General features: G+C 62.8%; 20 protein-coding genes. 10 read left to right on the top strand and 10 right to left on the bottom strand.

The window, feature by feature from the left end:
- Positions 1 to 181: 181 nt before the first annotated feature.
- Complete coding sequence (locus NKH52_RS10530) at positions 182 to 607, top strand: Ros/MucR family transcriptional regulator (RefSeq protein ID WP_013532660.1); 426 nt, start codon at positions 182 to 184, stop codon at positions 605 to 607.
- Positions 608 to 779: 172 nt separating this feature from the next.
- Here NKH52_RS10530 and NKH52_RS10525 read toward each other — a convergent pair whose 3' ends face one another.
- On the bottom strand, positions 780 to 1,208 hold the full coding sequence (locus NKH52_RS10525; RefSeq protein WP_352730706.1) for a SufE family protein: 429 nt from the start codon (positions 1,206 to 1,208) through the stop codon (positions 780 to 782).
- A gap of 100 nt (positions 1,209 to 1,308) precedes the next feature.
- On the bottom strand, positions 1,309 to 1,662 hold the full coding sequence (locus tag NKH52_RS10520) for a DUF5330 domain-containing protein (RefSeq protein ID WP_352730704.1): 354 nt from the start codon (positions 1,660 to 1,662) through the stop codon (positions 1,309 to 1,311).
- Positions 1,663 to 2,198: 536 nt separating this feature from the next.
- Between NKH52_RS10520 and NKH52_RS10515 the strand changes: the two genes are divergently transcribed.
- From NKH52_RS10515 to NKH52_RS10505, 3 genes are all read left to right on the top strand, one after another.
- Positions 2,199 to 3,929, top strand: a complete 1,731-nt coding sequence (locus NKH52_RS10515) for a PAS domain-containing sensor histidine kinase (RefSeq protein WP_352730702.1) — start codon at positions 2,199 to 2,201, stop codon at positions 3,927 to 3,929.
- Positions 3,904 to 4,701, top strand: coding sequence for a peptidoglycan-binding domain-containing protein (locus tag NKH52_RS10510; protein WP_023812791.1), 798 nt, complete (start codon positions 3,904 to 3,906; stop codon positions 4,699 to 4,701). Before NKH52_RS10515 ends, NKH52_RS10510 begins: the two co-directional genes overlap by 26 nt.
- A gap of 229 nt (positions 4,702 to 4,930) precedes the next feature.
- Positions 4,931 to 5,278 carry a DUF1491 family protein gene (locus tag NKH52_RS10505; RefSeq protein ID WP_352730700.1) on the top strand — a complete coding sequence of 116 codons (348 nt, stop codon included), beginning with the start codon at positions 4,931 to 4,933 and terminating at the stop codon, positions 5,276 to 5,278.
- On the opposite strand, the gene NKH52_RS10500 is transcribed toward NKH52_RS10505, so the two are convergent.
- Positions 5,256 to 6,293: a hypothetical protein gene (locus tag NKH52_RS10500; protein WP_352730699.1), complete on the bottom strand. Its 1,038-nt coding sequence runs from the start codon at positions 6,291 to 6,293 to the stop codon at positions 5,256 to 5,258. The two genes, NKH52_RS10505 and NKH52_RS10500, sit on opposite strands and share 23 nt — an antisense overlap.
- Positions 6,294 to 6,481: 188 nt before the next feature.
- On the opposite strand from NKH52_RS10500, the gene NKH52_RS10495 reads away from it, so the two are divergent.
- A complete protein-coding gene (locus NKH52_RS10495; protein ID WP_352730697.1) occupies positions 6,482 to 6,670 on the top strand; it encodes a hypothetical protein in 189 nt (62 codons plus the stop codon).
- 139 nt (positions 6,671 to 6,809) lie between these two features.
- On the opposite strand, the gene NKH52_RS10490 is transcribed toward NKH52_RS10495, so the two are convergent.
- From NKH52_RS10490 to NKH52_RS10465, 6 genes are all read right to left on the bottom strand, one after another.
- Positions 6,810 to 7,376, bottom strand: coding sequence for a DUF1254 domain-containing protein (locus tag NKH52_RS10490; RefSeq protein WP_352730695.1), 567 nt, complete (start codon positions 7,374 to 7,376; stop codon positions 6,810 to 6,812).
- Positions 7,369 to 7,953 carry a DUF1214 domain-containing protein gene (locus NKH52_RS10485; protein WP_352730693.1) on the bottom strand — a complete coding sequence of 195 codons (585 nt, stop codon included), beginning with the start codon at positions 7,951 to 7,953 and terminating at the stop codon, positions 7,369 to 7,371. The genes NKH52_RS10490 and NKH52_RS10485 overlap by 8 nt, the downstream gene beginning before the upstream one ends.
- 121 nt (positions 7,954 to 8,074) lie before the next feature.
- Positions 8,075 to 10,228 (bottom strand): transglycosylase domain-containing protein, encoded by a 2,154-nt coding sequence (locus NKH52_RS10480; protein ID WP_127292540.1) that lies wholly within the window; start codon positions 10,226 to 10,228, stop codon positions 8,075 to 8,077.
- A gap of 244 nt (positions 10,229 to 10,472) precedes the next feature.
- On the bottom strand, positions 10,473 to 11,912 hold the full coding sequence (locus NKH52_RS10475; protein ID WP_352730691.1) for an FAD-binding oxidoreductase: 1,440 nt from the start codon (positions 11,910 to 11,912) through the stop codon (positions 10,473 to 10,475).
- Between the two features lie 239 nt (positions 11,913 to 12,151).
- The gene (locus NKH52_RS10470; RefSeq protein ID WP_352730689.1) at positions 12,152 to 13,084 is read right to left on the bottom strand and encodes a dimethylarginine dimethylaminohydrolase family protein; all 933 of its coding nucleotides are present in this window, start codon (positions 13,082 to 13,084) and stop codon (positions 12,152 to 12,154) included.
- Positions 13,071 to 14,699 carry a zinc-binding metallopeptidase family protein gene (locus NKH52_RS10465; protein WP_352730687.1) on the bottom strand — a complete coding sequence of 543 codons (1,629 nt, stop codon included), beginning with the start codon at positions 14,697 to 14,699 and terminating at the stop codon, positions 13,071 to 13,073. The genes NKH52_RS10470 and NKH52_RS10465 overlap by 14 nt, the downstream gene beginning before the upstream one ends.
- Before the next feature lie 84 nt (positions 14,700 to 14,783).
- Here NKH52_RS10465 and NKH52_RS10460 point away from each other — a divergent pair, with 84 nt between their 5' ends.
- The 5 genes from NKH52_RS10460 to NKH52_RS10440 all read left to right on the top strand — a co-directional run bounded on the left by NKH52_RS10460 (position 14,784) and on the right by NKH52_RS10440 (position 19,736).
- Positions 14,784 to 15,680 (top strand): LysR substrate-binding domain-containing protein, encoded by an 897-nt coding sequence (locus tag NKH52_RS10460; protein WP_023812801.1) that lies wholly within the window; start codon positions 14,784 to 14,786, stop codon positions 15,678 to 15,680.
- Positions 15,681 to 15,799: 119 nt separating this feature from the next.
- Positions 15,800 to 16,894 carry an ABC transporter ATP-binding protein gene (locus NKH52_RS10455; protein ID WP_352550669.1) on the top strand — a complete coding sequence of 365 codons (1,095 nt, stop codon included), beginning with the start codon at positions 15,800 to 15,802 and terminating at the stop codon, positions 16,892 to 16,894.
- A gap of 67 nt (positions 16,895 to 16,961) precedes the next feature.
- Positions 16,962 to 18,074, top strand: coding sequence for an ABC transporter substrate-binding protein (locus NKH52_RS10450; protein WP_352730685.1), 1,113 nt, complete (start codon positions 16,962 to 16,964; stop codon positions 18,072 to 18,074).
- 25 nt (positions 18,075 to 18,099) lie between these two features.
- Positions 18,100 to 18,933: an ABC transporter permease gene (locus NKH52_RS10445; protein ID WP_013532644.1), complete on the top strand. Its 834-nt coding sequence runs from the start codon at positions 18,100 to 18,102 to the stop codon at positions 18,931 to 18,933.
- On the top strand, positions 18,933 to 19,736 hold the full coding sequence (locus tag NKH52_RS10440) for an ABC transporter permease (RefSeq protein WP_127292562.1): 804 nt from the start codon (positions 18,933 to 18,935) through the stop codon (positions 19,734 to 19,736). The genes NKH52_RS10445 and NKH52_RS10440 overlap by 1 nt, the downstream gene beginning before the upstream one ends.
- Here the strand turns inward: NKH52_RS10440 and NKH52_RS10435 are convergent.
- A complete protein-coding gene (locus NKH52_RS10435) occupies positions 19,733 to 20,518 on the bottom strand; it encodes a 2-keto-4-pentenoate hydratase (protein ID WP_352730682.1) in 786 nt (261 codons plus the stop codon). The two genes, NKH52_RS10440 and NKH52_RS10435, sit on opposite strands and share 4 nt — an antisense overlap.
- Positions 20,519 to 20,642: the final 124 nt, after the last annotated feature.

The following is a 20,642-nucleotide window of genomic DNA, read 5'->3' as shown; positions in this document are numbered from 1 at the left end:
TGGAATAATTGATCAATATCGTTCAATATACCGTAAGGGCCGAATTGACTTACTTGGTCTGCGCGCTCATTGATGTGCCCGCGACACGAATCGTAGAAACTCTACCTGCACAAAATTCGTGCGATGCCCTGCTTGTAAAAAGGGCGCAGATCGATGTAACTCTTGTTGGGGCCCGAAGACCATGGATATTGTCGAAACACCTTCCAGAAACAGCGATGCGCTGATCGAATTGACCGCCGATGTGGTGGCCGCCTATGTCAGCAACAATCCCGTGCCGGTCGGCGAATTGCCGAACCTGATATCCGATGTCCATGCTGCGCTCGGGCGTGTGGGCGGAACCGCCGAACAGCCGCCTGCCGACAAGCAGAAGCCGGCGGTCAACCCGAAGCGGTCGGTTCATGACGACTACATCGTCTGCCTTGAAGACGGCAAGAAGTTCAAGTCGCTGAAGCGTCATTTGATGACCCACTATGACCTGACACCGGATCAGTATCGCGAAAAGTGGAACCTTGACCCGACCTATCCGATGGTTGCACCCAACTATGCGGCTGCCCGGTCACAGCTTGCCAAGAAGATGGGCCTCGGCCGCAAGCGCAAAGCGCGGTAATCGCTGCCAGAACAATTCCAGGAAAAGTGTGAAACGGTTTTCCCGGGAAAGCGCATAGAGCTTTCCCTTGGGAATTGCGTTAAAATAAGCCAGATCGGATCGACATCAAACGGCGCCTTCGGGCACCGTTTGATTTTTGCGCGCCGCGACGCGCGGATCGGGTATGGAGGTGTCAGGCGGTCTGCTTGAGCGCTGCCTCGGCGTCGCGCTTGATGCGCTTGACCATCGAGCGAAGGCCGTTGGCGCGCTGCGGCGACAGATGTTCGTCGAGGCCGAGTTCTTTCAATGTCGCTTCCGCATCGGTCTTCTGGATTTCGCTGGCGGTCCTGCCGGAAAACAGCGCCAGCATGATCGCAACCAGTCCACGCACGATGTGAGCGTCCGAATCGCCGGTGAAGGTGACGACCGGGTCGGTCCCGGCTCCGCGTTCGGTGGTCAGCCAGACCTGGCTCACGCATCCCGGCACCTTGTTGGCAGCGCTGCGCTGCTCGTCGGGAAATGGCGGCAGCGCCTCGCCGAGTTCGATGACATAGCGATAGCGGTCTTCCCATTCCTCGAGGAACGAAAAATCGTCGCGGATCGTCTGGATCGTGGTGGTCATGGCCCGGATATAGTCACGCGGCGGCGCCGCGTCACGGAAAAAACAAGGACACCGCGGGCGTCGAGAGGGCAGACAGCCCGCGGTGCGCCGTCGAAGCGGCTTAATTCTGAGGCGGCAGGTTGACGGTCTCGGGCAAGACGATTTCTTCGGGCAGGCTGCCGGTCATCGTCGATGTGTCGGGGCCGGCGGCGGACTTGTCGTCCATTATCGCTGCCGCGATCTTGGCGGTCTCCTTGGCGCGGGCGGTAATGGTGTGCATTGCCGACTTGCCGGTCTCGCAGACATCGGGCTTGCGTTCGCAAATGCCGGCGATATCGCCAACCGCTTCGCGTGCCGCAAACAAGGCCTGGATCGGCCCGACGCTTTCGCGGCCCGATTCATCGGGGCCGACAGCCAGCGGCAGCGCCAGCAGCACCAGCGAAAACCAGAAAGCCATTCTTATGAGGAAGACCATGCCCTTGCCCTCTCGTCGTGACCGGATCATGCATCCATATGGCATGACCTCTTTTGTAGGCAGGATCTTGGCACACAGGCGCAAAGGACGGCTTGCGGGGAAAGAGAGAATTTTCCTCAAATTTTAGGCAAATTCGAAGCGAAGCGTTCTGCAATCGATTTGTCTCAATTGCCAGTGAATTTCCTTAACAACAAATAACCATATATCCCCATGATTCTCCTGTATTTTTCTTGGAATGTGGAAGTCCGGGTGCCGTGTGCGTCTGTCCGATAGGTGCCGTCGCCGGATAACTCTCCGTTTACTATGGCTGCATTTGCCCGTGCTTTCGGCGGCCGGCATCCCGATATTTGCCGCAGGCCAAGGCCTTGGTCGGCCCTGCCTTATCCATTCCTTAAACGCTGGATGCGAGTTTCAAAGCCAACCAGAACCATCTGCAAAGCAGAGCTGTCCACGACAAGTGCGAGTGCGTTGAGTTGAGTTCAATCAAGGCCAAATACGTTGAATTGCCTGGCGCGATTTCTGCCGGTTGCGAACGTATGGTCCATCCGTCCATCCTTGGGCGGAGCGACCGCGAGCGCCAGCGCCGTTTCATCGGCGTCATGCTCGCCGCTCCTTTCTTTGCCGCCGGCGCCGCGGTCACGCTGGTCACTTCAGGCATGGGCGTTGCCGTCACCATGGCCGCCATCTTCGCCGCCTTTGGCCTGTGCTGGTTCGTTGCCTTGCTGGTGGCGGCGACCGGCAAGATGGCGATAGCGAGTCGGGTCGCCCTGGTGCTGGCCGGCATTTCGCTCGGCAGTGTCATTGCCGCCGCGGGCGGGTTGGGTTCGCCTGTCGCCATGCTTGTCCTGGCGCTGCCTTTCGAAGCCTGGTGGATCGGCGGCTCGCGACGTGCAGCACTGTGGGGAGCCGTGTCGGCCGCTGTCGCCATCCTGGCTCAGCCTTTGGCTGGAACCGTATTCCCGTTCGCAGGAGCGCAGATCGCGGCGTGGCACTGGCTGGTGCCGTTGGTGTGGGCGCTGACACTGATGCCGCGTGCATCGGCGTTTCAAAACACGGCCGACGCGGCTGTGGTCGACACTGCCGACCAGCTCGAAGACATCATCGATGCGGTGGTCTTGCGCGTTGCCCGTCATGGCGAGGTCCTGGACGCGTCGCCAAAGGCCCGCACGCTTTTGAAACTGCCGCCCGAACTGCTGTCCGGAAACGGCCTCTTCGATCGCGTCCATCTGTCGGATCGCGTTTCCTATCTCAGCGCGATGGCCGACATGCGCGACGGCGCGCTGTCGCGCCGGCTCGAATTGCGCATCCGGCTGCCTCAGAATGGCAATAGCCTGACGGCCGACAATTACCGGCCGTTCTCGCTTGATCTGGTGCGTGGTGAGGAACAGGGTGACGTCTTTACGCTCGTCCTGCGCGAGAATGACGAGATCAGCCGGTTGCGCGAGGATCTCGCAGCGGCCAATGAGGCGGCCGCATCCGCCGAAGTGGCGAAGGGGCGCTTCCTGGCGGTGGTCAGCCACGAACTGCGCACGCCGTTGAATGCCATCATCGGCTTCTCGGATATGTTGCTGCACGAGATGTTCGGCGCCTTCAAGGATCCGCGCCAGAAGGAATATGTCGGCCTGGTGAGGGATTCGGGCCAGCATCTGCTCGCCGTCGTAACCTCGATACTCGATGTATCCAGGATTGAATCGGGCGTCTATGCGACAGAGCCGGAGCCATTCCGGTTCGCGGAAGCGGTCGACATGTGCCAGTCGATGATGCAGCTGCAGGCGCAGGCCAAGAACATCGATCTGCGGGCGCAGATCGCGCCGGACGCTGGCGACATCAATGCCGATCAGCGCGCCGTGCAGCAGATGCTCATCAACCTGGTCTCCAACGCGATCAAGTTCACCCCCGACGGCGGCGACGTCGTCGTCGGTGCCAAGCGGATCGGTTCGCGCCTGCATTTCTGGGTCAGGGACACCGGCATCGGCATTGCCGAGGAGGATTTCGCCAATCTCGGCAAGCCCTTCATGCAGATCCAGAACGACTATACCCGCCGTTTCGAGGGGACTGGTCTTGGCCTTTCACTGGTCAAGGGCCTGGTGGCGCTGCACGAAGGCACGATGTCCATCGAAAGCATGCCGGGCGAGGGCACCACGGTGACCATCAGCCTGCCGGTGAATGGACCGAAGGGACATCAGGCGGAGAAGGCCGGCGTGCTGACCATGCCTGTGGCGATGGCGAAAGGGGACAGAAATGGCTCGCTCCGCAAAACAGGCTAAGGCGGTCAAGCGCCGCAGCAACGCCTTTCAGGACGGCGCTGTCGCCGTCGGCGGCATGATCTCGCGCAACCCTGTCCTGGTGGGCGGCTCGACGGCATTCCTGGTGACGCTGTTCTACGTCTCCGCAAATGCCTTGTGGTACCAGCCTTTCCCGCATGCCGGCGCATTCTTCGCGACCCGCAGCATTGCGGGCTTTCCGCACGCGGCGCCCGACGAGCCGGAAACGACGTTCAACATCGTGCGGCCATCCGGCGCGCCGGCGCCGATCAAGGGCGATCCGGTTGTCGAGCAGGTGCAAGGCATATTGAAGGATCTCGATTTCTATTCGGGAACGGTCGACGGCATTTCCGGACCCAACACCCGCAAGGCTATCCAGGACTATCAGCAGAAGGTTGGGCTCAACACGTCCGGCGAGATCGACGCGCTTCTGCTCGATCAACTGGGCGCGACGCCGAAAACCGCTTCCGTGGTACCCAGGCCGCAGCCGCGTCCGGATACGCCGGCCGCCGTTCCTGTGTCTTTGCAGACAGGTTCGGGACAGACAAATTCCGGACAGGCGAATGCCGCGACGCAAGCGCCCGATGCCCGCATCGTCAAGATCCAGGCCGGGCTCAAGGCGTTCGGCAATGACGACATGCAGCTGGATGGTGTCGTCGGCGCGCGCACCAAGGCAGCGATCAAGGAATTCCAGTCGCTGTTCGGGCTGCCGCAGACCGGCGAGCCCGATGAGATCGTCTACGTCAAGATGCGCGAGATCGGCCTGACTAACTGACGGCTGAAACGACGGCTCGCCCAGCGGCGGAAATATCGACAAAGCAATTCCAGGAAAAGTGTGAAACGGTTTTCCGTCCGGAATCGCGTCAAACAAGGGCTAAAGTAGTTTGCCGTTTCCTTGAAACGGCAAACTACTTTAGAGAACCCGCCTGCCTTGTTCTCATGCATGCCGTTGTTCCAAAACCGGGACCCACCTTTTGGGCGACATGCATTCGCGGAGTTTTCTCATGCGTGTCACATCGGATCTGTGGGTCTCGGCCCTGTTGCGCCGGGTTTTCAGCGCCGGTGGATTTGCCGCCGTGGTCAAGCGCGGCGCGACTGAGGCCGGCGCTGTGTTCGTGCTGGCGCGGGGCAGGCTGGGTGAGGTTGCCCTGTTCGGGCCGGCGCCGCAGACAAGCTATGATTCGGCCAAGCCCGACGACCGGTTTTTCACTCTGCTCGGAGCTGGCGAGGATGCCGCGGTGCTCGAGGCCAGACTGGAAAGGGAGAAAAAATTCGATCCCGACATCTGGGTGGTCGAGATCGAGGCCGGCACCGTGCCCGTCGAGGAGCTTATTTCCGTGAAGACGCCCTGAGGCCGGAGGTATCAGCCGCATCGTCGCTGTTCGAGGCGGTGCGTGTATCGCTGTTGGCAGGTGCTGCGCCGCGAACCGACCTTGAAAGGGTTTCCGCCCGCCACGACCGCATCTTGTCCTGGGCCGCTTCGCGATGCAGCAGCCGGTAACGGTCGAGGAAAGTCCGGATAGCCTGCGGATGCGGGAACTGGCTGGGATAGACGGCAACCGCGATCAGGAAGGCCCTGTCTTCGCTGAGGTCGAGCGAGCGCAAGGCGGCAAGCAGCGAGGCATAATTCTGGTTGGCGGTGAGCGATCGCGCGATCTCGAAATCGATATCGAGTGCATCGGCGAGCGCGGTCTGGAAGAACGCGGCATTTCCCGTCAGAGCTGTCTCGCGCAATTTCACATAGGTGTCGGCGCTCTTGAAAGGGTCGGCGTTCGTCGCTGCCGCCTCGTCGCCCGTGCGCATCATCGAGCGCAGCCTGCGCCGTGCATTCTCGGCTGCGATGCCGAGCGCCTGTTCCCGGGCCAGCTCGTCAGAGGCGGTTTCCGCGCTCGCTGGCGCGATCTTGTCTGCCGCGGCGGCGTTCGCATCCGGTTCAGGCGCACGCACCAGGGTTGGCCTCTCGAGGGCCCTGATCAGATCAGCAATGGTCGGGTTCAAGCCCTTGCGGCGGGCGATGGCACGCGCATGCGGCAGGCCATGTCGCCCGATCAGGGCGATGAGATCGATGTCGCTGACGGCGCGTGAGCGGATGAGCAGCGGCGCGGCAATGTCGACCGGTTCCTCGCAAAGGCGGCGCACCAGGGCGGCGGGGGCGTATTCGCATTCGGAAAGGGCGGCCGCCACGTAACGGCGAGATTCGACGGACACATTGTCGAACAGCGGCAGCGTCAGGTCTTCGAGTTGGCCAATCTCACGGCGTGAAGGGCGGGTGAGCGAGCAGAACGCCGACACCGCGGCGCGGAACAGCCTTTCGGCCTTTCCCGAGTCTTTTCGCACCGCGATTTGCCTGAAGTCCGAAGATGACACGAAGGATACGCCCGTACTCGACACAACCTTGACGACGCTCGACCGGGACCGTGTCGGTTCCGAGAGTGCCAAGAACAAAGTTCAAGTTAGCGACGATCCGTTAGCGTTCCGTTAACCCTCTGCCGGCCTTAATGACATTTGGAGGCGTTGCGTTGTGCTCCGGGGAAACCGAGAGGAATGCGCGAACCATGGGCATGGTACTGTCTTTCGTGCCGCGTACGGCACCAAACACCAGAGTAAAGCAAACCGCTGAAATGCCGGCGGCGGTGATCATCTTTCCCGGCATCCGCTACGAGCGGCCGTGTGCCGGCGAAGTGCGGCCGGTCGATCCCGACAAGCCGGGCTCGCCAGGACCAAAACCGGTCCCACACCACTGAGTTTCGGCGGCCACCGACCACTGGTCCGGGATCATGGCTAGTGCATGTCGCCCAAAAGTGACCTCGGTTCTGGGAGAACGACATGCATAAAAACAAAGATCTAAAGCGGGTCGTCTGAATCCGTTCAGACGCGACACGCTTAGAAGTCCTGCAACTCGCAGGAACTCTGTTCGAAGAAGTGCGACACGATCGGCTTCCAGCTCTCGTCGGGGACGAAGGCGCGGATGACGAAGATGCCTTCCTCGATCGGCGCTTCGACGAAGATCGCCCCCTGAAGATCCTCTGGATCCTTGCGCACGTCGATCATCTGCGCCGGCGTCAGCACGACGGCATCCAGAACGCCGCCGGTCGCTGTGTGGTCGTTGAAGGAATAGATGTTGTGGCCGCTGCGGTCATAGACCGACACCGACCAGAACGGGACATGTCCAGGCGCCTTGATCCGCACCATGCCTTCTCCCAGGTCGAACCGGCACGCCGTTGCATAGAACAGCGGGTCAACGGATTTCACCACGGGCGCGCCCCCGGCCTCGGCATCGAGCCGTGTCATCTTGTAGAGATCCGACGCCATGGACAGCCGTGACCAGGCATCGCGTTCGGAAAATTCAGGCACCAGAAGCAGCACGACGATGTGGACGATGCCGGCGCCGAGCAGGCCAAGCAGGATCGCATGAAAAAGCCTGCGCAGCGCCGCATAGAAACTACGCATTGCAGCCGACCTTGACGATATGCGGCAGCGAGACGTCGGACAGGCCGGTGCTGCTGGCGATCGGCGTGTCATAGAAGGTCAGCACGAAATACATCCTGCCGAAGCCGTCGGTCAGCAGCCAGTTGCCCGGCATCGGGTGATGTCCGGCGGAAATGATGACCGAATTGTCGGGCTGGCGCACCACCCCGTAGGATTGCAGCGCCGCCAGCCGGGGTTTGCCGGTTTCGACGACGCCGAGCGACTGGTCGGCGGCATAAAGCGTCCAGAACCGTGCCGTCGGGAAACCACCCTCGATTGTGTAGGTGCATTCGCGCTTGAGCTCGGCGCCGCCCGTGTCGCGCTCGGCGACGAAGGACAGCCCCTCGGCGCGGCCGAGCGCAAGCACACCCTCGCGCGCCACACGGGCTTTGGAATAGGGATCGGCGGCCGGCGTGCCGATATCGGGAAAGGCCGTCCATTGGCCGATCCTGATGGCGCCGACACCATCCTGGACTTTCAGCGCATACCAGACGCTGCCGCCACCGCCGACGATGGCTATGGCAAGCGAAAGCAGCGTCAGGAAGGCATTCTTGAGCATGAGGGGCCGGGAACACGAAGAGTTGCCGCTCGGGGATATCGCGGCGCGGGGCCTTGTGGCAAGCGGGCCGATGGATTTGCCCGCCCCGGACCAGTCGAAAGACCTGCCCAGTCGGAAAAGATCACAGCGCCGACAGCGTCTCCGGCGGTTGCGGCGTACTGAGGACGGGGGCCGACTGGAACAGCGTGGTCATGTCTCGCAGCGTCTGGGTCGTGCGGCTGGACAGCACCGGCGGCCGCTCGGCCGCCGCATTGGCCGCCGCCTGTTCGTCGCTCTTCTTCAGCGCTTCCTCGGCCTTGGCCGCGATCTCCTCGTCGACGAAAGGTTTGTCGATGCCGGGGATCGGCTTGAGGTCGATATTCTGGTGCGCGTAGACCATCAGTCGCTGCCACACCATCGCCGGCAGCGAGCCGCCGGTCATGTTCTTGGTCGGCGTGAAGTCGTCATTGCCCATCCACACCGCCGCCGTGTAGTTGCCGGTGAAGCCGACAAACCAGGCGTCGCGGTAGGATTGCGTCGTGCCCGTCTTGCCAGCGACGACGATGTTGGGAAGTTGAGCCCGCCGCGCGGTGCCCATCACCGGCACTGCCGCCAGCATGGTGTTCATCGATTTCAGTGCCTGCTCCGACAGCACCCGGTGCGGCGGCGGCGCATCCTTGGCGAAATCATAGACCACCTCGCCGGTGCGGGTGACGAGCTGGCTGACGCCGTGCCGGGAGCCGACGAAGCCATTGTCGGCGAACACGCTGTAGCCCGTCGCCTGGTCCATCACGGTCATGCCCGAGGTGCCGAGAACCATCGTCTTGTGTGCTTCGATCGGCGATTCCACACCCATCGCCTCGGCCATGGCCTTGATCGGGCCGATGCCGAGATGATCCTTGGCCAGCCGCACCGGCACGGTGTTGATCGATTTGGCCATTGCCATGATCAACGTGACGTTGCCCGCCGACCCGCCGTTGTAATTGTGCGGTGACCAGCTGCCCCAACTGATCGGGCCGCCGGAAATAATGGAGTTGGGAGTGAAGCCGTGTTCCATCGCCGTTGCGTAGACATAGGGCTTGAATGACGAGCCGGTCTGGCGCAGCGCCTTGGTGGCGCGGTTGAACTGGCTGGCGCCGTAGTCGCGGCCGCCGACGATGGCGCGCACGGCGCCGTTGGTCTCGATGACCACGACCGCGCCCTCGGTGACGTTATACTCCTTGCCGAACTGGCGCAGGTGGAACTCCACCGATTCTTCCGCCGCCTTCTGGATGTTGGCGTCGAAGGTCGTGTGGGCGACGAGCGAGTGCTGGCCCGGCTTGGCGATCTTCTTGACCTCGTCGAATGCCCAGTCGAGGTAATAGTCAGGGCTTTTCTGTTCGCCGCGGTCGACGACATCGGCCGGGTGCAGCCTTGCCTGCAGGACCTGACCCTCGGTCATGAAGCCGGCATCGACAAGGTTGGACAGCACCACATTGGCGCGCGCGCGCGCCGCCGGCAGGTTGATGTGCGGCGCATATTTGGTCGGCGCCTTGAACAGGCCGGCCAGCATCGCCGCCTCGGCCAGGTTCAGGTCCTTGACGCTCTTGCCGAAATAGAAGTCGGCGGCAGCCTCGATGCCGAACGTGCCGCCGCCCATATAGGCGCGGTCGAGATAGAGTTGCAGGATCTCCTTCTTCGACAGATTGGCCTCGAGCCACAGCGACAGGAAAGCTTCCTTGATCTTGCGCTCCAGCGTACGCTCATTGGTGAGGAACAGGTTCTTGGCCAATTGCTGGGTGATGCTCGATCCACCCTGGACGACGGAGTTCGCCCGCACATTCTCGAAGATGGCGCGCGAAAGGCCGAGCACATCGATGCCGTAGTGATCGAAGAAGCGGCGATCCTCGGTGGCAAGCACCGCCTTGATGACGTGATCGGGCATCTCATCGACCGGTACGGAATCGCGCTGGATGATGCCGCGCTGGCCGATCTCGTTGCCGTAGCGGTCGAGGAAGGTGACGGCGAAGTCGCCCTGGGCGCGCCAGTCGCCGGCAGTGTCCTGGAAAGCCGGGATGGCCAGCGCCAGCATCACCACGATGCCGCCGGCGCCGAGCGTGAAACCTTCGCTCAACAGTTCGATGATGCCACGGCGCCAGCCGTTGACGCGGAAGCGCCGCGAGAAGATCGTCGCCGATTCCCAGAACTGGCGCGCCTTGAAACCGATCTCGTAGAGCGACGAATCGATCCACGCGTCGAGCGCCAACAGCCGGGCGGCGATCGGACCTCTTCTCTTGCGCGGTTCAGGACTGGCCATTCGAAATCCGGCTAGGCAATTGCACGACTTGAGAACCGCAAACCGGCAATTTCAGGGCGATGCATTCCGTAAGACTATTCCTCCATTTTTCCAGCACTCACAAGGGCGGCGAAGACACAGTATCGGGTTTGTTGCTGATGGCGCGGGCCGGGAATACAACCCGACGCCAACAGCATGTGACAGCAAAAGCCCGCGCCTCCAGCGGCGACGTGAGCTTTTTTTATCACTGCAGCACAGGCGCGCCTCAAGCAGCTCGCAGGCTTTCTTTCGGGCGCAAATTCTGGTTCATGCGGAACAGGTTCAATGGGTCGTAGCGCTGCTTGATTTCCAGAAGCCGTCGATGGTTGCCACCATAGGCCGCTTCGACCCGGTCGACCTCGTCCTCCGGCATGAAGTTCACATAGGCGGTGCCGGCGGCATAAGGTTTGGCCGCCTCGTAGATTGCACGAGCCCAGTCGGTGCAGGCTTTGTCCATCGCCGGTTCGCGCCAGCGGGCGTGAACGTTCATGACGAAATGCGAACTGCGCTGTGGAAACGCTGTCGCGTCCGCCTTGACGCGACCTGCCGCGCCGCCGACATGGCCGATAAATATCTCGCATTCGGGTCCCGGCAGCCTGGCTATTGCCCCCCTGACGACCGCAGCCGCCTCCTCGGAAAACTCGGTGAAGTCATGGCTCTTCCAGTAGTTGCGGGCGCCGGGCGTGAGCAGTGGGTCGAATGCCTGCTGCCAGCCGGTGAACGGGCTGGGGCCCACGACATCGGCAATCGGCGTGCCGATGGCTCGAAGTTTTTGCGTCGCCTTTTCGCCTGCCTCGATGTCGCCGCAATAGCACATGGCCAGCACCAGAACCTCCTTGCCATGCCACTCCGCGGGCAGGAAGGGCAGCGGCGGCGCCTGCCGCATGACCACCCAGCAGGTCAACTCGTCAGGTGCGGTCTCGAGCGCCTTGCGATACTCCCGCAGCACCTTTTCGGCATCGGCGAGGGGATGGACGACAAGCCCCGCCAGCACTTGCGGTCCAAACTCATGGAGTTCGAACTCGAATGCCGTGACGACGCCGAAATTGCCGCCGCCGCCGCGCAGCGCCCAGAACAAGTCCGGATTTTCGGCATGGCTGGCCCGGAGCAGTTTGCCATCGGCGGTGACCACATCGACGGAGGCAAGATTGTCGATGGTCAGGCCGAATTTGCGGGTGATCCAGCCGAAGCCGCCACCCAGCGTCAGGCCGGATATGCCGGTGGTCGAGTTGATGCCGGTCGGTACCACCAGCCCGAAGGCCTGCGTTTCCTTGTCGACATCGGCAAGCGTCGCACCAGGCCCGACCCATGCCCGCCGCGCAGCGACATCGACCCGCACCGATTTCATCAATGACAGATCAATCATCAGGCCACCATCGCAGACCGCACTTCCGGCAATGTTGTGGCCGCCGCCGCGCACGGAGACGAGAAGCCTGTTCTCCCTGGCGAAATTCACGGCACTGACGACATCGGAAGCGCCGACGCAGCACACGATCAGCCCGGGCCGTCGGTCGACCGTGGCATTCCAGACGGTTCGTGCTTCGTCGTAGGCGGCATCGCCTTCGCTCAGCATTTTGCCGCGCAATTGTGCCGAAAACGCTTCCAGGGCTGCGGCGTCGACTGTCGTTTTGCCGCGTTCAAGCGTGGTGAGGCTCATGGCGTTCATGGTTTCCTCCCGATTTGCAGATGAGCTGTCCTCTCCCAAAAGACGGTTTTACTGTGCGCTTATATTAGCTATGGCGCAAGTTTCGCATCGGGCAGCGTTCCGACTCGCAAGCGGGGCACCCGGTGCCGCCAGCCGGCGATCTCAGCCGTTTTGCCCGCGCGACCTTGCACCCTCGGCCGCCAGGATGCCGATCATGCTGATGCGAATGTGAGCGAAGCAGCGTAGCGCTATCCCACTCCTCAGGCCGGTTCGCGCTTCAGCGCCTGCGCCATGCAGTGGATGCCGCCGCCGGTCTTCGAAATCTCGCTCATGTCGACGGCCGCGACCTCGAAACCGCGCGCCTTGAGCTGGCCGATCAGCGTCTGGCTGGAGGTCGGTGCGATCACCCGGTCCTTGCCGAGCGACATGAAGTTGCAGCCGAGCGCCATCGTATCCTGGAACGGCACGTCGATGATCTCGTGGCCCTTGCCCTTCAGCCAGTCGACAATGCCGGGTTCGGTGCAGGCGAGGCAGACGGCGGTCAGTTTCTCGGCGATCGGCACCACCATGAGGTCGATATGGACGTAATACTCGTCGATGAAGGCGATGCGGGTTTCCCAACCCTCCTTGTCGAACCAGGCCTGAACCTGGCGCGCACCTTCTTCCTGCGTGCGGGCGCCGCCGCAGCCGATCAGCACGACGCCGTCCTCGATGACGTTGAAGTCGCCGCCCTCGAACGTGCCTGCCGTGACCATGTCGTAGATCGGGATGCCGAGCTTTTCATAGGTGCGGATCGCGGCATAGTTCTCGCCGCGTCGCCACCAGTTGGCCATGGCGGTGATGAAGGCGCCGTAGGGCGTCATGACGCTGGAATCGCGGGAATAGACCTGCATCGGCAGCTCAGGCGTCGGCTCGTGCCAGTGGATGTTGACGCCGAAATGCTCGTAGGCGGCGACCAGGTCCTTGTGCTGCGCCTGCGCGATCTGGACATTGCAGGGCGCCTCGCGCAGATGCTTTCGCGACAGCGAGCTGGTCGAGAGATGGCGCAGGAAATTGGGTGAGCCAAGCAGGACGTCGGTCAGCACGTCGGTCTCGTTGGCGAAGCCCCAGGCGGTCAGCGGCTCGGTGCCGCCGGCGGGGTTCCGGCGCTGCAGCGAAAACGGTTCAGCGACAATCCGGTCATGAACGGTCATGGGATGCTCCTCGTGAGGTGGCTTGGGGTGTCTGATTGCTTGGAATCCACCAGTCGCGTCCGCGCGGGGTGGTGACATATTCCGGCCAACGGAAATGGATCGGCGGTTCGTAATCGCAGAGCGGCGCGATCCAGTTCGACCCGCCGATTCCGCCGCCGGTGCGGGCGACGAATTCATTCATCGCGGCATCGCGAGCGGTCTGGTCTTCCAGCAGGCGAAGGGCGGCGAGCGCGATCGTGCGGGAGGCGCAGGCCACCATCGGGTCGATGGTGGCGGGAATACCGCCCAGCGCATTCATTGCCCATGCCGGATAGGGATAGCCGGTCTCCGAACGCAGAGCCGGTCGGGCGACATAGAAGCGCGCCGTCGGCGTATGCCAGCTCATATCGGTGTAATCGTCGGAGGTCGAATTGACCTGCGAGGGCGGCAGGTCACGGCGCAGGATCGCTTCTGCCGCCTGCGGCTCGATCAGGCGCTCCAGCTCTTCGATGAACGGCTCATCGCTCGCCATGCGCCCGGCATTGACCTGTATTTCGCGCGCGACTGCCTTGGCGTCCTCGTCCCAGCGCGGCGGCCCCACGGTCGACAGTGCTTCATAGGCGATTTCGGCCATGGCATGGTTGGCAAGTCCCGGTCGTGACTTCGACACCCAATGCCGCTCGGTGCGGCAACCACTCATCGCTGCCGCCGCCTCGGCATTGCGGTCGAGCACAGCGGTGACCTGCTCGGCCATGGCAAGCGTCGGCACGCGGATCATGTACTGGATCTCGGCCAGCCCCGCCGGCAAATTGTCGGCGGTCGCTTGCCCCGCCGTCAGGATCGCCTCGCTGATCGACCAGCCGCCCTGGTGAGGCAGCATGGAATCGCGCAGAGCCTTGGAGGCCATGTACATCGTCATCAATGCGTCGTTGGCGCCGGGGGCGCGCACCGCCGAATGTGCTTGCGGAATGGGTGCGGCACCCGCAGCCAGCGCCCAGCGCTCCGGTTGGTCGCAGATGAATCGATAGATCATCGCGTAGGCCGCGCCGCAATGCGTGTCCCAGCGCGCCGTGTTGCAGAGCGGCAGCATATAGAACGGATGAAAGGAGATCATGCCGGCAAGGCCGTCATAATAACCCTTGGCGGCATGGATCGGCTTGGACCCACGCACCTTTTCCGCCGGCTCGCCGGTGAAGCGCAGCGTGCCTGATATGCCGTGGCGCTGCATCGCGGCCTTGGTCGCCAGCAGCCCGCCGAGGCTCGAAATACCCAGCCCGGAATGCGGGTCGGTATGGCCGCCGGCCTGGTAGCCAAGTCCCCGGCGCGGACGCTCGACCGTAGCGGCATCCTGGCAATTGCCCGGCACCGCGTCGTATTCGGCGTACATGCCGATGGTCGGGCCGGGGCCATTGGTCCAATGCGCGCAGAAGGCGGTCGGCATGCCGCCGGAACCTTCTTCGACGGAAAAGCCTTCGAGTTTCAGTCGCTCGACATACCAGGCGGCGGATTGATACTCCCGCCACGCGGTCTCGCCGTAATCGAAGATGGTGCGTGTCCACGCGGACAACAACGGCTGGATGCCGTCGAGACAGGCAAGGGCGGTTGCTTGCGCCGAGGTGGCCACCGGTTTCTCCATGGCATGAGAAGAAAGCAGTGAAGCGGTTCGCTAAAAAGTGATATGTTTTCCCGGTTCGTGCAAATTCGGTTCACCTGAGGCTCCTTGCGTATACCATCGACACAAGCGCTGCGCGCGCTCGACAGCTTCGCCCGGCACGGCAGCGTCTGGCGCGCCGCCGACGAGTTGCACCTGACCCGCAGCGCTGTCAGCCATCAGCTTCGCCTGCTGGAGCGCGACCTCGGCTTCGACCTGCTCGAACGCATCGGCAAGGGCGTGGCGCTGACGCCGCGCGGCCAGCGCTACGCCAGCGACGTGCGCAAGGCGCTGACCGTTCTGGGTGACGCGGTGACGCGTGATGCCGGCACCGGCGTCGGCGGCTCGTTCGCCGTCAGTTGCACGCCCGGCTTCGCCTCGCTGTTCCTGTGCACCCATATCGGCGAGTTCCGGCAGATGTATCCTGACGTGGCGCTGCGCATCCTGACGCCGCGGCGGCTCGACGATGTCAGCAATGCCGATGCCGATGCCTTCATTGCGTTTGGTGTCGGCAATTGGCCGAACCGGGCGGTCGAACCGCTCTGCGAAATCTCGTTCACGCCGCTCTGCAGCCCGACGCTGCTCAACAAGATCGGCGGCTTTTCCCGGCCGTCCGACGTGCTGCGCGCCAACCTGCTGCATCTCGACGACACCGAGGATTGGGCGCGCTGGCTGGCGCTGTCCAAGGTGGAAAACCCCGACATTGAGGGCGGCATCTTCTTTTCGGACATGAACCTCGTCTTTTCGGCGGCGATTGCCGGCCAGGGCATCGCCATGGGCGACGAACTGACCAGCCGGCGGGCGCTGAGCGAAGGCCGGTTGGTCAGGCCGTTCGATATAGCGATCAAGTCGCCGCGCTCCTATTTCCTGGTTTCCGAACATGCCAAGGCTTCGCATCCGGTTCTGGAAGCGTTCGCGGGATGGCTGCGGTCGAAACTCCAGGAGAACCGCATTCTGCCGTATTGAGGGCAGTTGGCGACATCTCGCCATAGATGAATGGAATTTGCCGATCACGCGAAAACTATTCGGTTGCGGTGAGCCGGCACCCTGCCTACGATTTCGACAAGCGTTAGGGAAAGGGCAGTATGCAGCAACCCGGCCGTGCCGCAGAGATCAAGGCAATCGGGATCGGCAAGAGCTTCGGCTCGTTCCGTGCGCTGGACAATCTGTCGCTCGATATCGGCCGTGGCGAGTTCCTGACCCTGCTCGGGCCGTCCGGTTCGGGCAAGACCACCTTCCTGATGATCCTTGCCGGCTTCGTGCAGCCGACCGAGGGCAAGCTGTTCAGCGACGGCGTCGACATCACCGACCGGCCGGCCGAGCAACGCGCCGCCGGCATGGTGTTCCAGGGCTACGCGCTGTTCCCGCATATGAGCGTCGAAGCCAACATCGCCTTCCCACTCAAGGTGCGCAAGAAATCGGCCGCCGACATCAAGCGCCGTGTCGGCGAGATGATCGAGCGCGTCGGCCTCAAGGGCCACGAGAAAAAACTGCCGGCGCAACTGTCGGGCGGCCAGCAGCAGCGCGTGGCGCTGGCCCGTGCGCTGGTGTTCGAACCTGGCGTGCTGTTGCTCGATGAGCCGTTTTCCGCGCTCGATAAGGGCCTGCGCGGCCAGATGCAGGCCGAGATGAAGCGGCTGCACCAGGAGACCGGCACCACCTTCGTCTTCGTCACCCACGACCAGAGCGAGGCGCTGGCGCTGTCGTCGCGCGTCGCCATCTTCAACCACGGCAAACTGCTGCAGGTCGGCGCGCCCGACGAGGTCTACGACCGGCCGGACAACCGCTTCGTCGCCGAGTTCCTTGGCGAGATCAACATGCTGCCGCTAAAGGGGGTCAAGCCCGCCGGCAATGGCTCGACCGGCCTGTGCGAAGACCGCGCGGTCAGCATGGGCTGCAAGGCCGAACTCGTGCGCGGCGACGCCATCCTGGCGATCCGGCCCGAATACATGTCGATATCGGGCGAGGCGGCAGATGGTGAGAATGGGATCGCCGCTACCGCCACCAACTCCACCTACCTAGGTGCTGCAACGCGGCTCGACCTGACAACGCGGCAAGGCGCCAAGGTCACGGTCTCGGTGCCGAACGAGGTGGCTGCCGCGGCGTTGAGCAAGGGTAACTCCGTCTGGCTCACCTGGCCGGCGGAAAAGGGTTTCCTTCTTCCGCATGGAGGACAATGACAAGCGGTGTGGCGAGACATCGCAGACCGCTTTCCGGCACTATCAACAACAAAAAAGGGGAACTGACATGACACATGATACCAAGAAACAAGCCATCGATAGCCTGTCCGCCAGGGCAGGTCGCGGCGAGATCTCGCGCCGGCAGTTCACACAGTTGGCGGCACTCGTGCTGGCCGGCACGCCGATGCTGCGCTCGACAGGTGCCTTTGCGCAGGCCAAGGAACTTGTGCTGGTCAACTGGGGTGGCGATGCCATCACCGCCTACGATGCCGCCTATGGCCAGGCCTTCACCAAGGACACCGGCATCACCGTCAAGATGGACGGTTCGGGTCCGACCGAAGGTGCCATCGCCGCGCAGTTCAAGAGCGGCGCGCCGACCTGGGATCTCGTCGATGTCGATCCGTTCTCGGCCATCACGCTCGGCGCCCAGGGGGCTCTCGAGCCGATCGATTACAACATCGTCGACAAGAAGAAGATGCGGCCCGGCTTTGGTTGGGAATACGCCGCCTCGACCTATTTCTTCTCCTATGTCATCGCCTATGATTCCGAGAAGTACGGCAAGGACGCGCCGACCGGCATGGCCGATTTCTTCGACGTGAAGAAATTCCCCGGCAAGCGCTCGCTCTACAAATGGGGCGTGTCGAGCTGGGAAGCGGCGCTGCTCGCCGACGGTATCGCGCCTGCGTCGCTCTACCCGCTCGACCTCAAGCGCGCCCATGACAAGATCGCCGCTTTCAAGGAAAACGTCGTTGCCTATTGGGGCGGCGGCGCCGAAAGCCAGAGCGTGCTGCTCAATGGCGAAGCCTCGATGGCGATCGTCTGGTCGACCCGCGCCTCGCTGATCGAGCAGGATTCGGGCGGCAAGATCAAGTTCATCTGGGACCAGGGCCTGATCTCGCCCGGCGCGCTGGCCGTGCTCAAGAACAACCCCGGCGGCAAGGACGCTGCGATGAAGTTCATCGCCAGTACCCAGGACCCTGAAAAGCAGCTGGTCATGTTCGACAAGCTCGGCCAAGGTCCTGCAAACCCGGCGGCAGACGCGCTGATCCCGGCCGACAAGAAGCGCATCAATCCGGTCGATCCCGAGAACATGAAGAAGCAGATCGCGCTCGACATGGACTGGTACGCCAAGAATTACGGGCCGGCGCTCGACGAATACACCAAGATCATCTCGGCCTGATCAGGGGCGGGGTAATCGGGTCGAAATGAGATCCTATCTCTCCGACAGGATGGGCGCGGCGCTGTTGATGGCGCCGCTGCTCCTGTTTCTTGTCCTGGCCTATGCCTGGCCGTTCCTCGGCGTCGTCAAATGGAGCTTTACACTGCCGACGCCCGGCCTCGGCCAGTATGAGGCGCTGCTCACCGACGATCTCGTGCAGTCGGTGTTCATCCGCACGCTGCGCATCGCGGCGGTCGTCACTGTCGTTTCGGTGGCAGCTGCCTACGCCATCACCGTCGTCTGGGTGCGTGGAACCCCGGCACAGCGCCTGATCGCCGAGTTCTGCATTCTCGTCCCCTTCTGGATTTCCGTGCTGACCCGTGCTTTCGGCTGGGTGGCGCTGCTCTCCAATCGCGGCCTGATCAACACCTGGCTGCAGGCGATCGGCTTCATTTCCGAACCGTTGGCACTGGTGCGCAACGAATTCGGCGTCATCGTCGGCATGACGCACTTCCTCATTCCGTTCGCCGTCTTCCCGCTGGCGTCGGCCATGCGCAGCCTCGACGACCGCGTGCTTTTAGCTGCGCGTGGCCTCGGTTCCAGCCGCATGCGCACCTTCTGGACGGTGTTCGTGCCGATGACGCGCTCCGGCATCATCGGCGCGGCGATGATCGTGTTCGTCTTCTCGCTCGGCTTCTTCGTCACGCCGGCGATCCTCGGCGGCGGCCGCAGCGTCATGATCGCCGAACTGATCTATCTCAGGATCTTCCAGAGCCCGGACTGGGGTCTGGGTGCAGCGATCAGCGTCGTGCTGGTGCTGTTCGTCGGCGCGCTGATGGCGCTGCTGTTCCGTTATGTCAGACCGAAGCAGTTGATCTGATGCCGACCTATCGCCCCGGTCCCGTCTCGCTGATCATCGCCGCCTTCGTGGCGCTGTTCCTGCTGATGCCGCTGCTCGCGGTCATCCCGGTGTCCCTGACGCCGAGCCGCATGCTGGCAATGCCATCGGGCGAACTGTCGCTGCGCCACTACCGGGCGCTGGTCGAGGATCCGCGCTGGCTCCAATCGATCCTGCTCTCGATCCGTATCGGTGTCGTCAGCAGCGTTTTTTCCACCGTGCTCGCGCTGTGCTTCAGCCTTGGCGTCTGGATGTTCCAGCCGCGCTTTACCGCAGCCCTGGTCGGCTTCGTTCTGCTGCCGATGGTGGTGCCGCCGGTGGTCTCGGCGATCACGCTCTACTTCCTGCTGACCTCGATCTCGGGGTTCAGCGCGTTCTTCGGCTATGACACCTGGCTTGGCGTCGCCATGGCCCATTCGGTGATGACGGTGCCCTTCGCCACCGTGCTGATGCTGGTCTCGCTCAGCCAGCTCGACCGCCGCATCGACCTTGCCGCCCGTGGCTTAGGGGCCACTGTATGGGAGCGCGCCACCCGCATCATCATGCCCAACATCAAGTTCGGCATCGTCACCGCCGCACTTCTCTCCTTCGTGCTGTCATGGGAAGAAATCGGCGTCACCCTGTTCATCACCTCGGTCAACGCCATCACGCTGCCGAGGCTGATGTGGATGGGCCTGCGCGACAACATCGATCCTGCGATCGCCGCGCTCTCGGTGATCCTGATCATCATCACCGTTCTGGTGCTGGCGGTGCGCAGTTTCGTGGCCAGGCAGCGCGGAGCCTAAACAAACCGCACAGAGACACGGCCAAACCTGCCTAGATCGCCAGTGACTTCGTCACCTGCCTCGACACTTATCGGCGTCACGCAGGTGCCTGTAATCACCACCTGTCCCGGCTGGAGCGTTATGCTGAGGCCCGACAGTTCGTTGACGATCCATGTGAGCGCAATGCGAGGATCGCCCAACACGGCCGCTCCCGATCCGTCATGTTGCGACCTTCCGGAAACGGAGGCGACCACGGGGTGCTTTGCAAGGTCCACGTCCCGCCAGTCGTCCGCCGCCTCACCGATGACAAACAGATTGGCACAGGCGTTGTCCGCTATGAGCTGCGGCGCCCCGACGGCGCAAAAATCATCATAGCGTGAGTCCGGAATTTCGATCGCCGGGTGCAAGGCGGCCACGGCATCCATCACCTCGGCGATTTCATAGGATGCTGGGCGCGGCGGCAACTGGCGGCCAAAGCGGAAAGCGAATTCGATCTCGGCCACGCGCATCTTGCTCGTCGCCAGGGAAACGGTCCCGCCAACCTCAACCGCTTTTTCGGCCAGCAGGCGCCCGGCCATCGGGCCGTCGACGTTGATGTGCCTTTGTCCGGCCAGACTGGTTGCGGCAATCTTCCAGCCGAAAAGCGGAGCCACCGAGCGATCCATGACATGCGACTGGATAGCGTAACCTTCGAGCCGTGTTTGTGGGCGCAACGCCTCGGGTATGGCGTCGAGACGGGTGCCCTTGTCCCAGTGGCCTACCAACAGCCGCGACGCAGCCCTGGTCTTTTCTGCATCGAGCATCATCAGCTTCCGAAATGGCTTCGTGGATCAAAAACGGCAAGGAACATTGCGTCATGCGACCCTGTATGGAGCGAGAATATGTGACCAGGAATCGAGAGTCCATGTTCACAGCTCGGTGCCCGCG

The organism is Mesorhizobium sp. M1066, from assembly GCF_040318635.1.
GTDB lineage: Bacteria > Pseudomonadota > Alphaproteobacteria > Rhizobiales > Rhizobiaceae > Mesorhizobium.
Note: the sequence above shows the minus strand (reverse complement) of the source record. Positions and strands in the feature narration are given on the sequence as shown.

Coding starts and splice junctions, on each gene's coding strand:
- NKH52_RS10530 (WP_013532660.1), top strand. CDS start 182: ATGGATATTGTCGAAACACCTTCCAGAAACAGCGATGCGCTGATCGAA.
- NKH52_RS10525 (WP_352730706.1), bottom strand. CDS start 1,208: ATGACCACCACGATCCAGACGATCCGCGACGATTTTTCGTTCCTCGAG.
- NKH52_RS10520 (WP_352730704.1), bottom strand. CDS start 1,662: ATGGTCTTCCTCATAAGAATGGCTTTCTGGTTTTCGCTGGTGCTGCTG.
- NKH52_RS10515 (WP_352730702.1), top strand. CDS start 2,199: ATGGTCCATCCGTCCATCCTTGGGCGGAGCGACCGCGAGCGCCAGCGC.
- NKH52_RS10510 (WP_023812791.1), top strand. CDS start 3,904: ATGGCTCGCTCCGCAAAACAGGCTAAGGCGGTCAAGCGCCGCAGCAAC.
- NKH52_RS10505 (WP_352730700.1), top strand. CDS start 4,931: ATGCGTGTCACATCGGATCTGTGGGTCTCGGCCCTGTTGCGCCGGGTT.
- NKH52_RS10495 (WP_352730697.1), top strand. CDS start 6,482: ATGGGCATGGTACTGTCTTTCGTGCCGCGTACGGCACCAAACACCAGA.
- NKH52_RS10490 (WP_352730695.1), bottom strand. CDS start 7,376: ATGCGTAGTTTCTATGCGGCGCTGCGCAGGCTTTTTCATGCGATCCTG.
- NKH52_RS10485 (WP_352730693.1), bottom strand. CDS start 7,953: ATGCTCAAGAATGCCTTCCTGACGCTGCTTTCGCTTGCCATAGCCATC.
- NKH52_RS10480 (WP_127292540.1), bottom strand. CDS start 10,228: ATGGCCAGTCCTGAACCGCGCAAGAGAAGAGGTCCGATCGCCGCCCGG.
- NKH52_RS10475 (WP_352730691.1), bottom strand. CDS start 11,912: ATGAACGCCATGAGCCTCACCACGCTTGAACGCGGCAAAACGACAGTC.
- NKH52_RS10470 (WP_352730689.1), bottom strand. CDS start 13,084: ATGACCGTTCATGACCGGATTGTCGCTGAACCGTTTTCGCTGCAGCGC.
- NKH52_RS10465 (WP_352730687.1), bottom strand. CDS start 14,699: ATGGAGAAACCGGTGGCCACCTCGGCGCAAGCAACCGCCCTTGCCTGT.
- NKH52_RS10455 (WP_352550669.1), top strand. CDS start 15,800: ATGCAGCAACCCGGCCGTGCCGCAGAGATCAAGGCAATCGGGATCGGC.
- NKH52_RS10450 (WP_352730685.1), top strand. CDS start 16,962: ATGACACATGATACCAAGAAACAAGCCATCGATAGCCTGTCCGCCAGG.
- NKH52_RS10445 (WP_013532644.1), top strand. CDS start 18,100: ATGAGATCCTATCTCTCCGACAGGATGGGCGCGGCGCTGTTGATGGCG.
- NKH52_RS10440 (WP_127292562.1), top strand. CDS start 18,933: ATGCCGACCTATCGCCCCGGTCCCGTCTCGCTGATCATCGCCGCCTTC.
- NKH52_RS10435 (WP_352730682.1), bottom strand. CDS start 20,518: ATGCTCGATGCAGAAAAGACCAGGGCTGCGTCGCGGCTGTTGGTAGGC.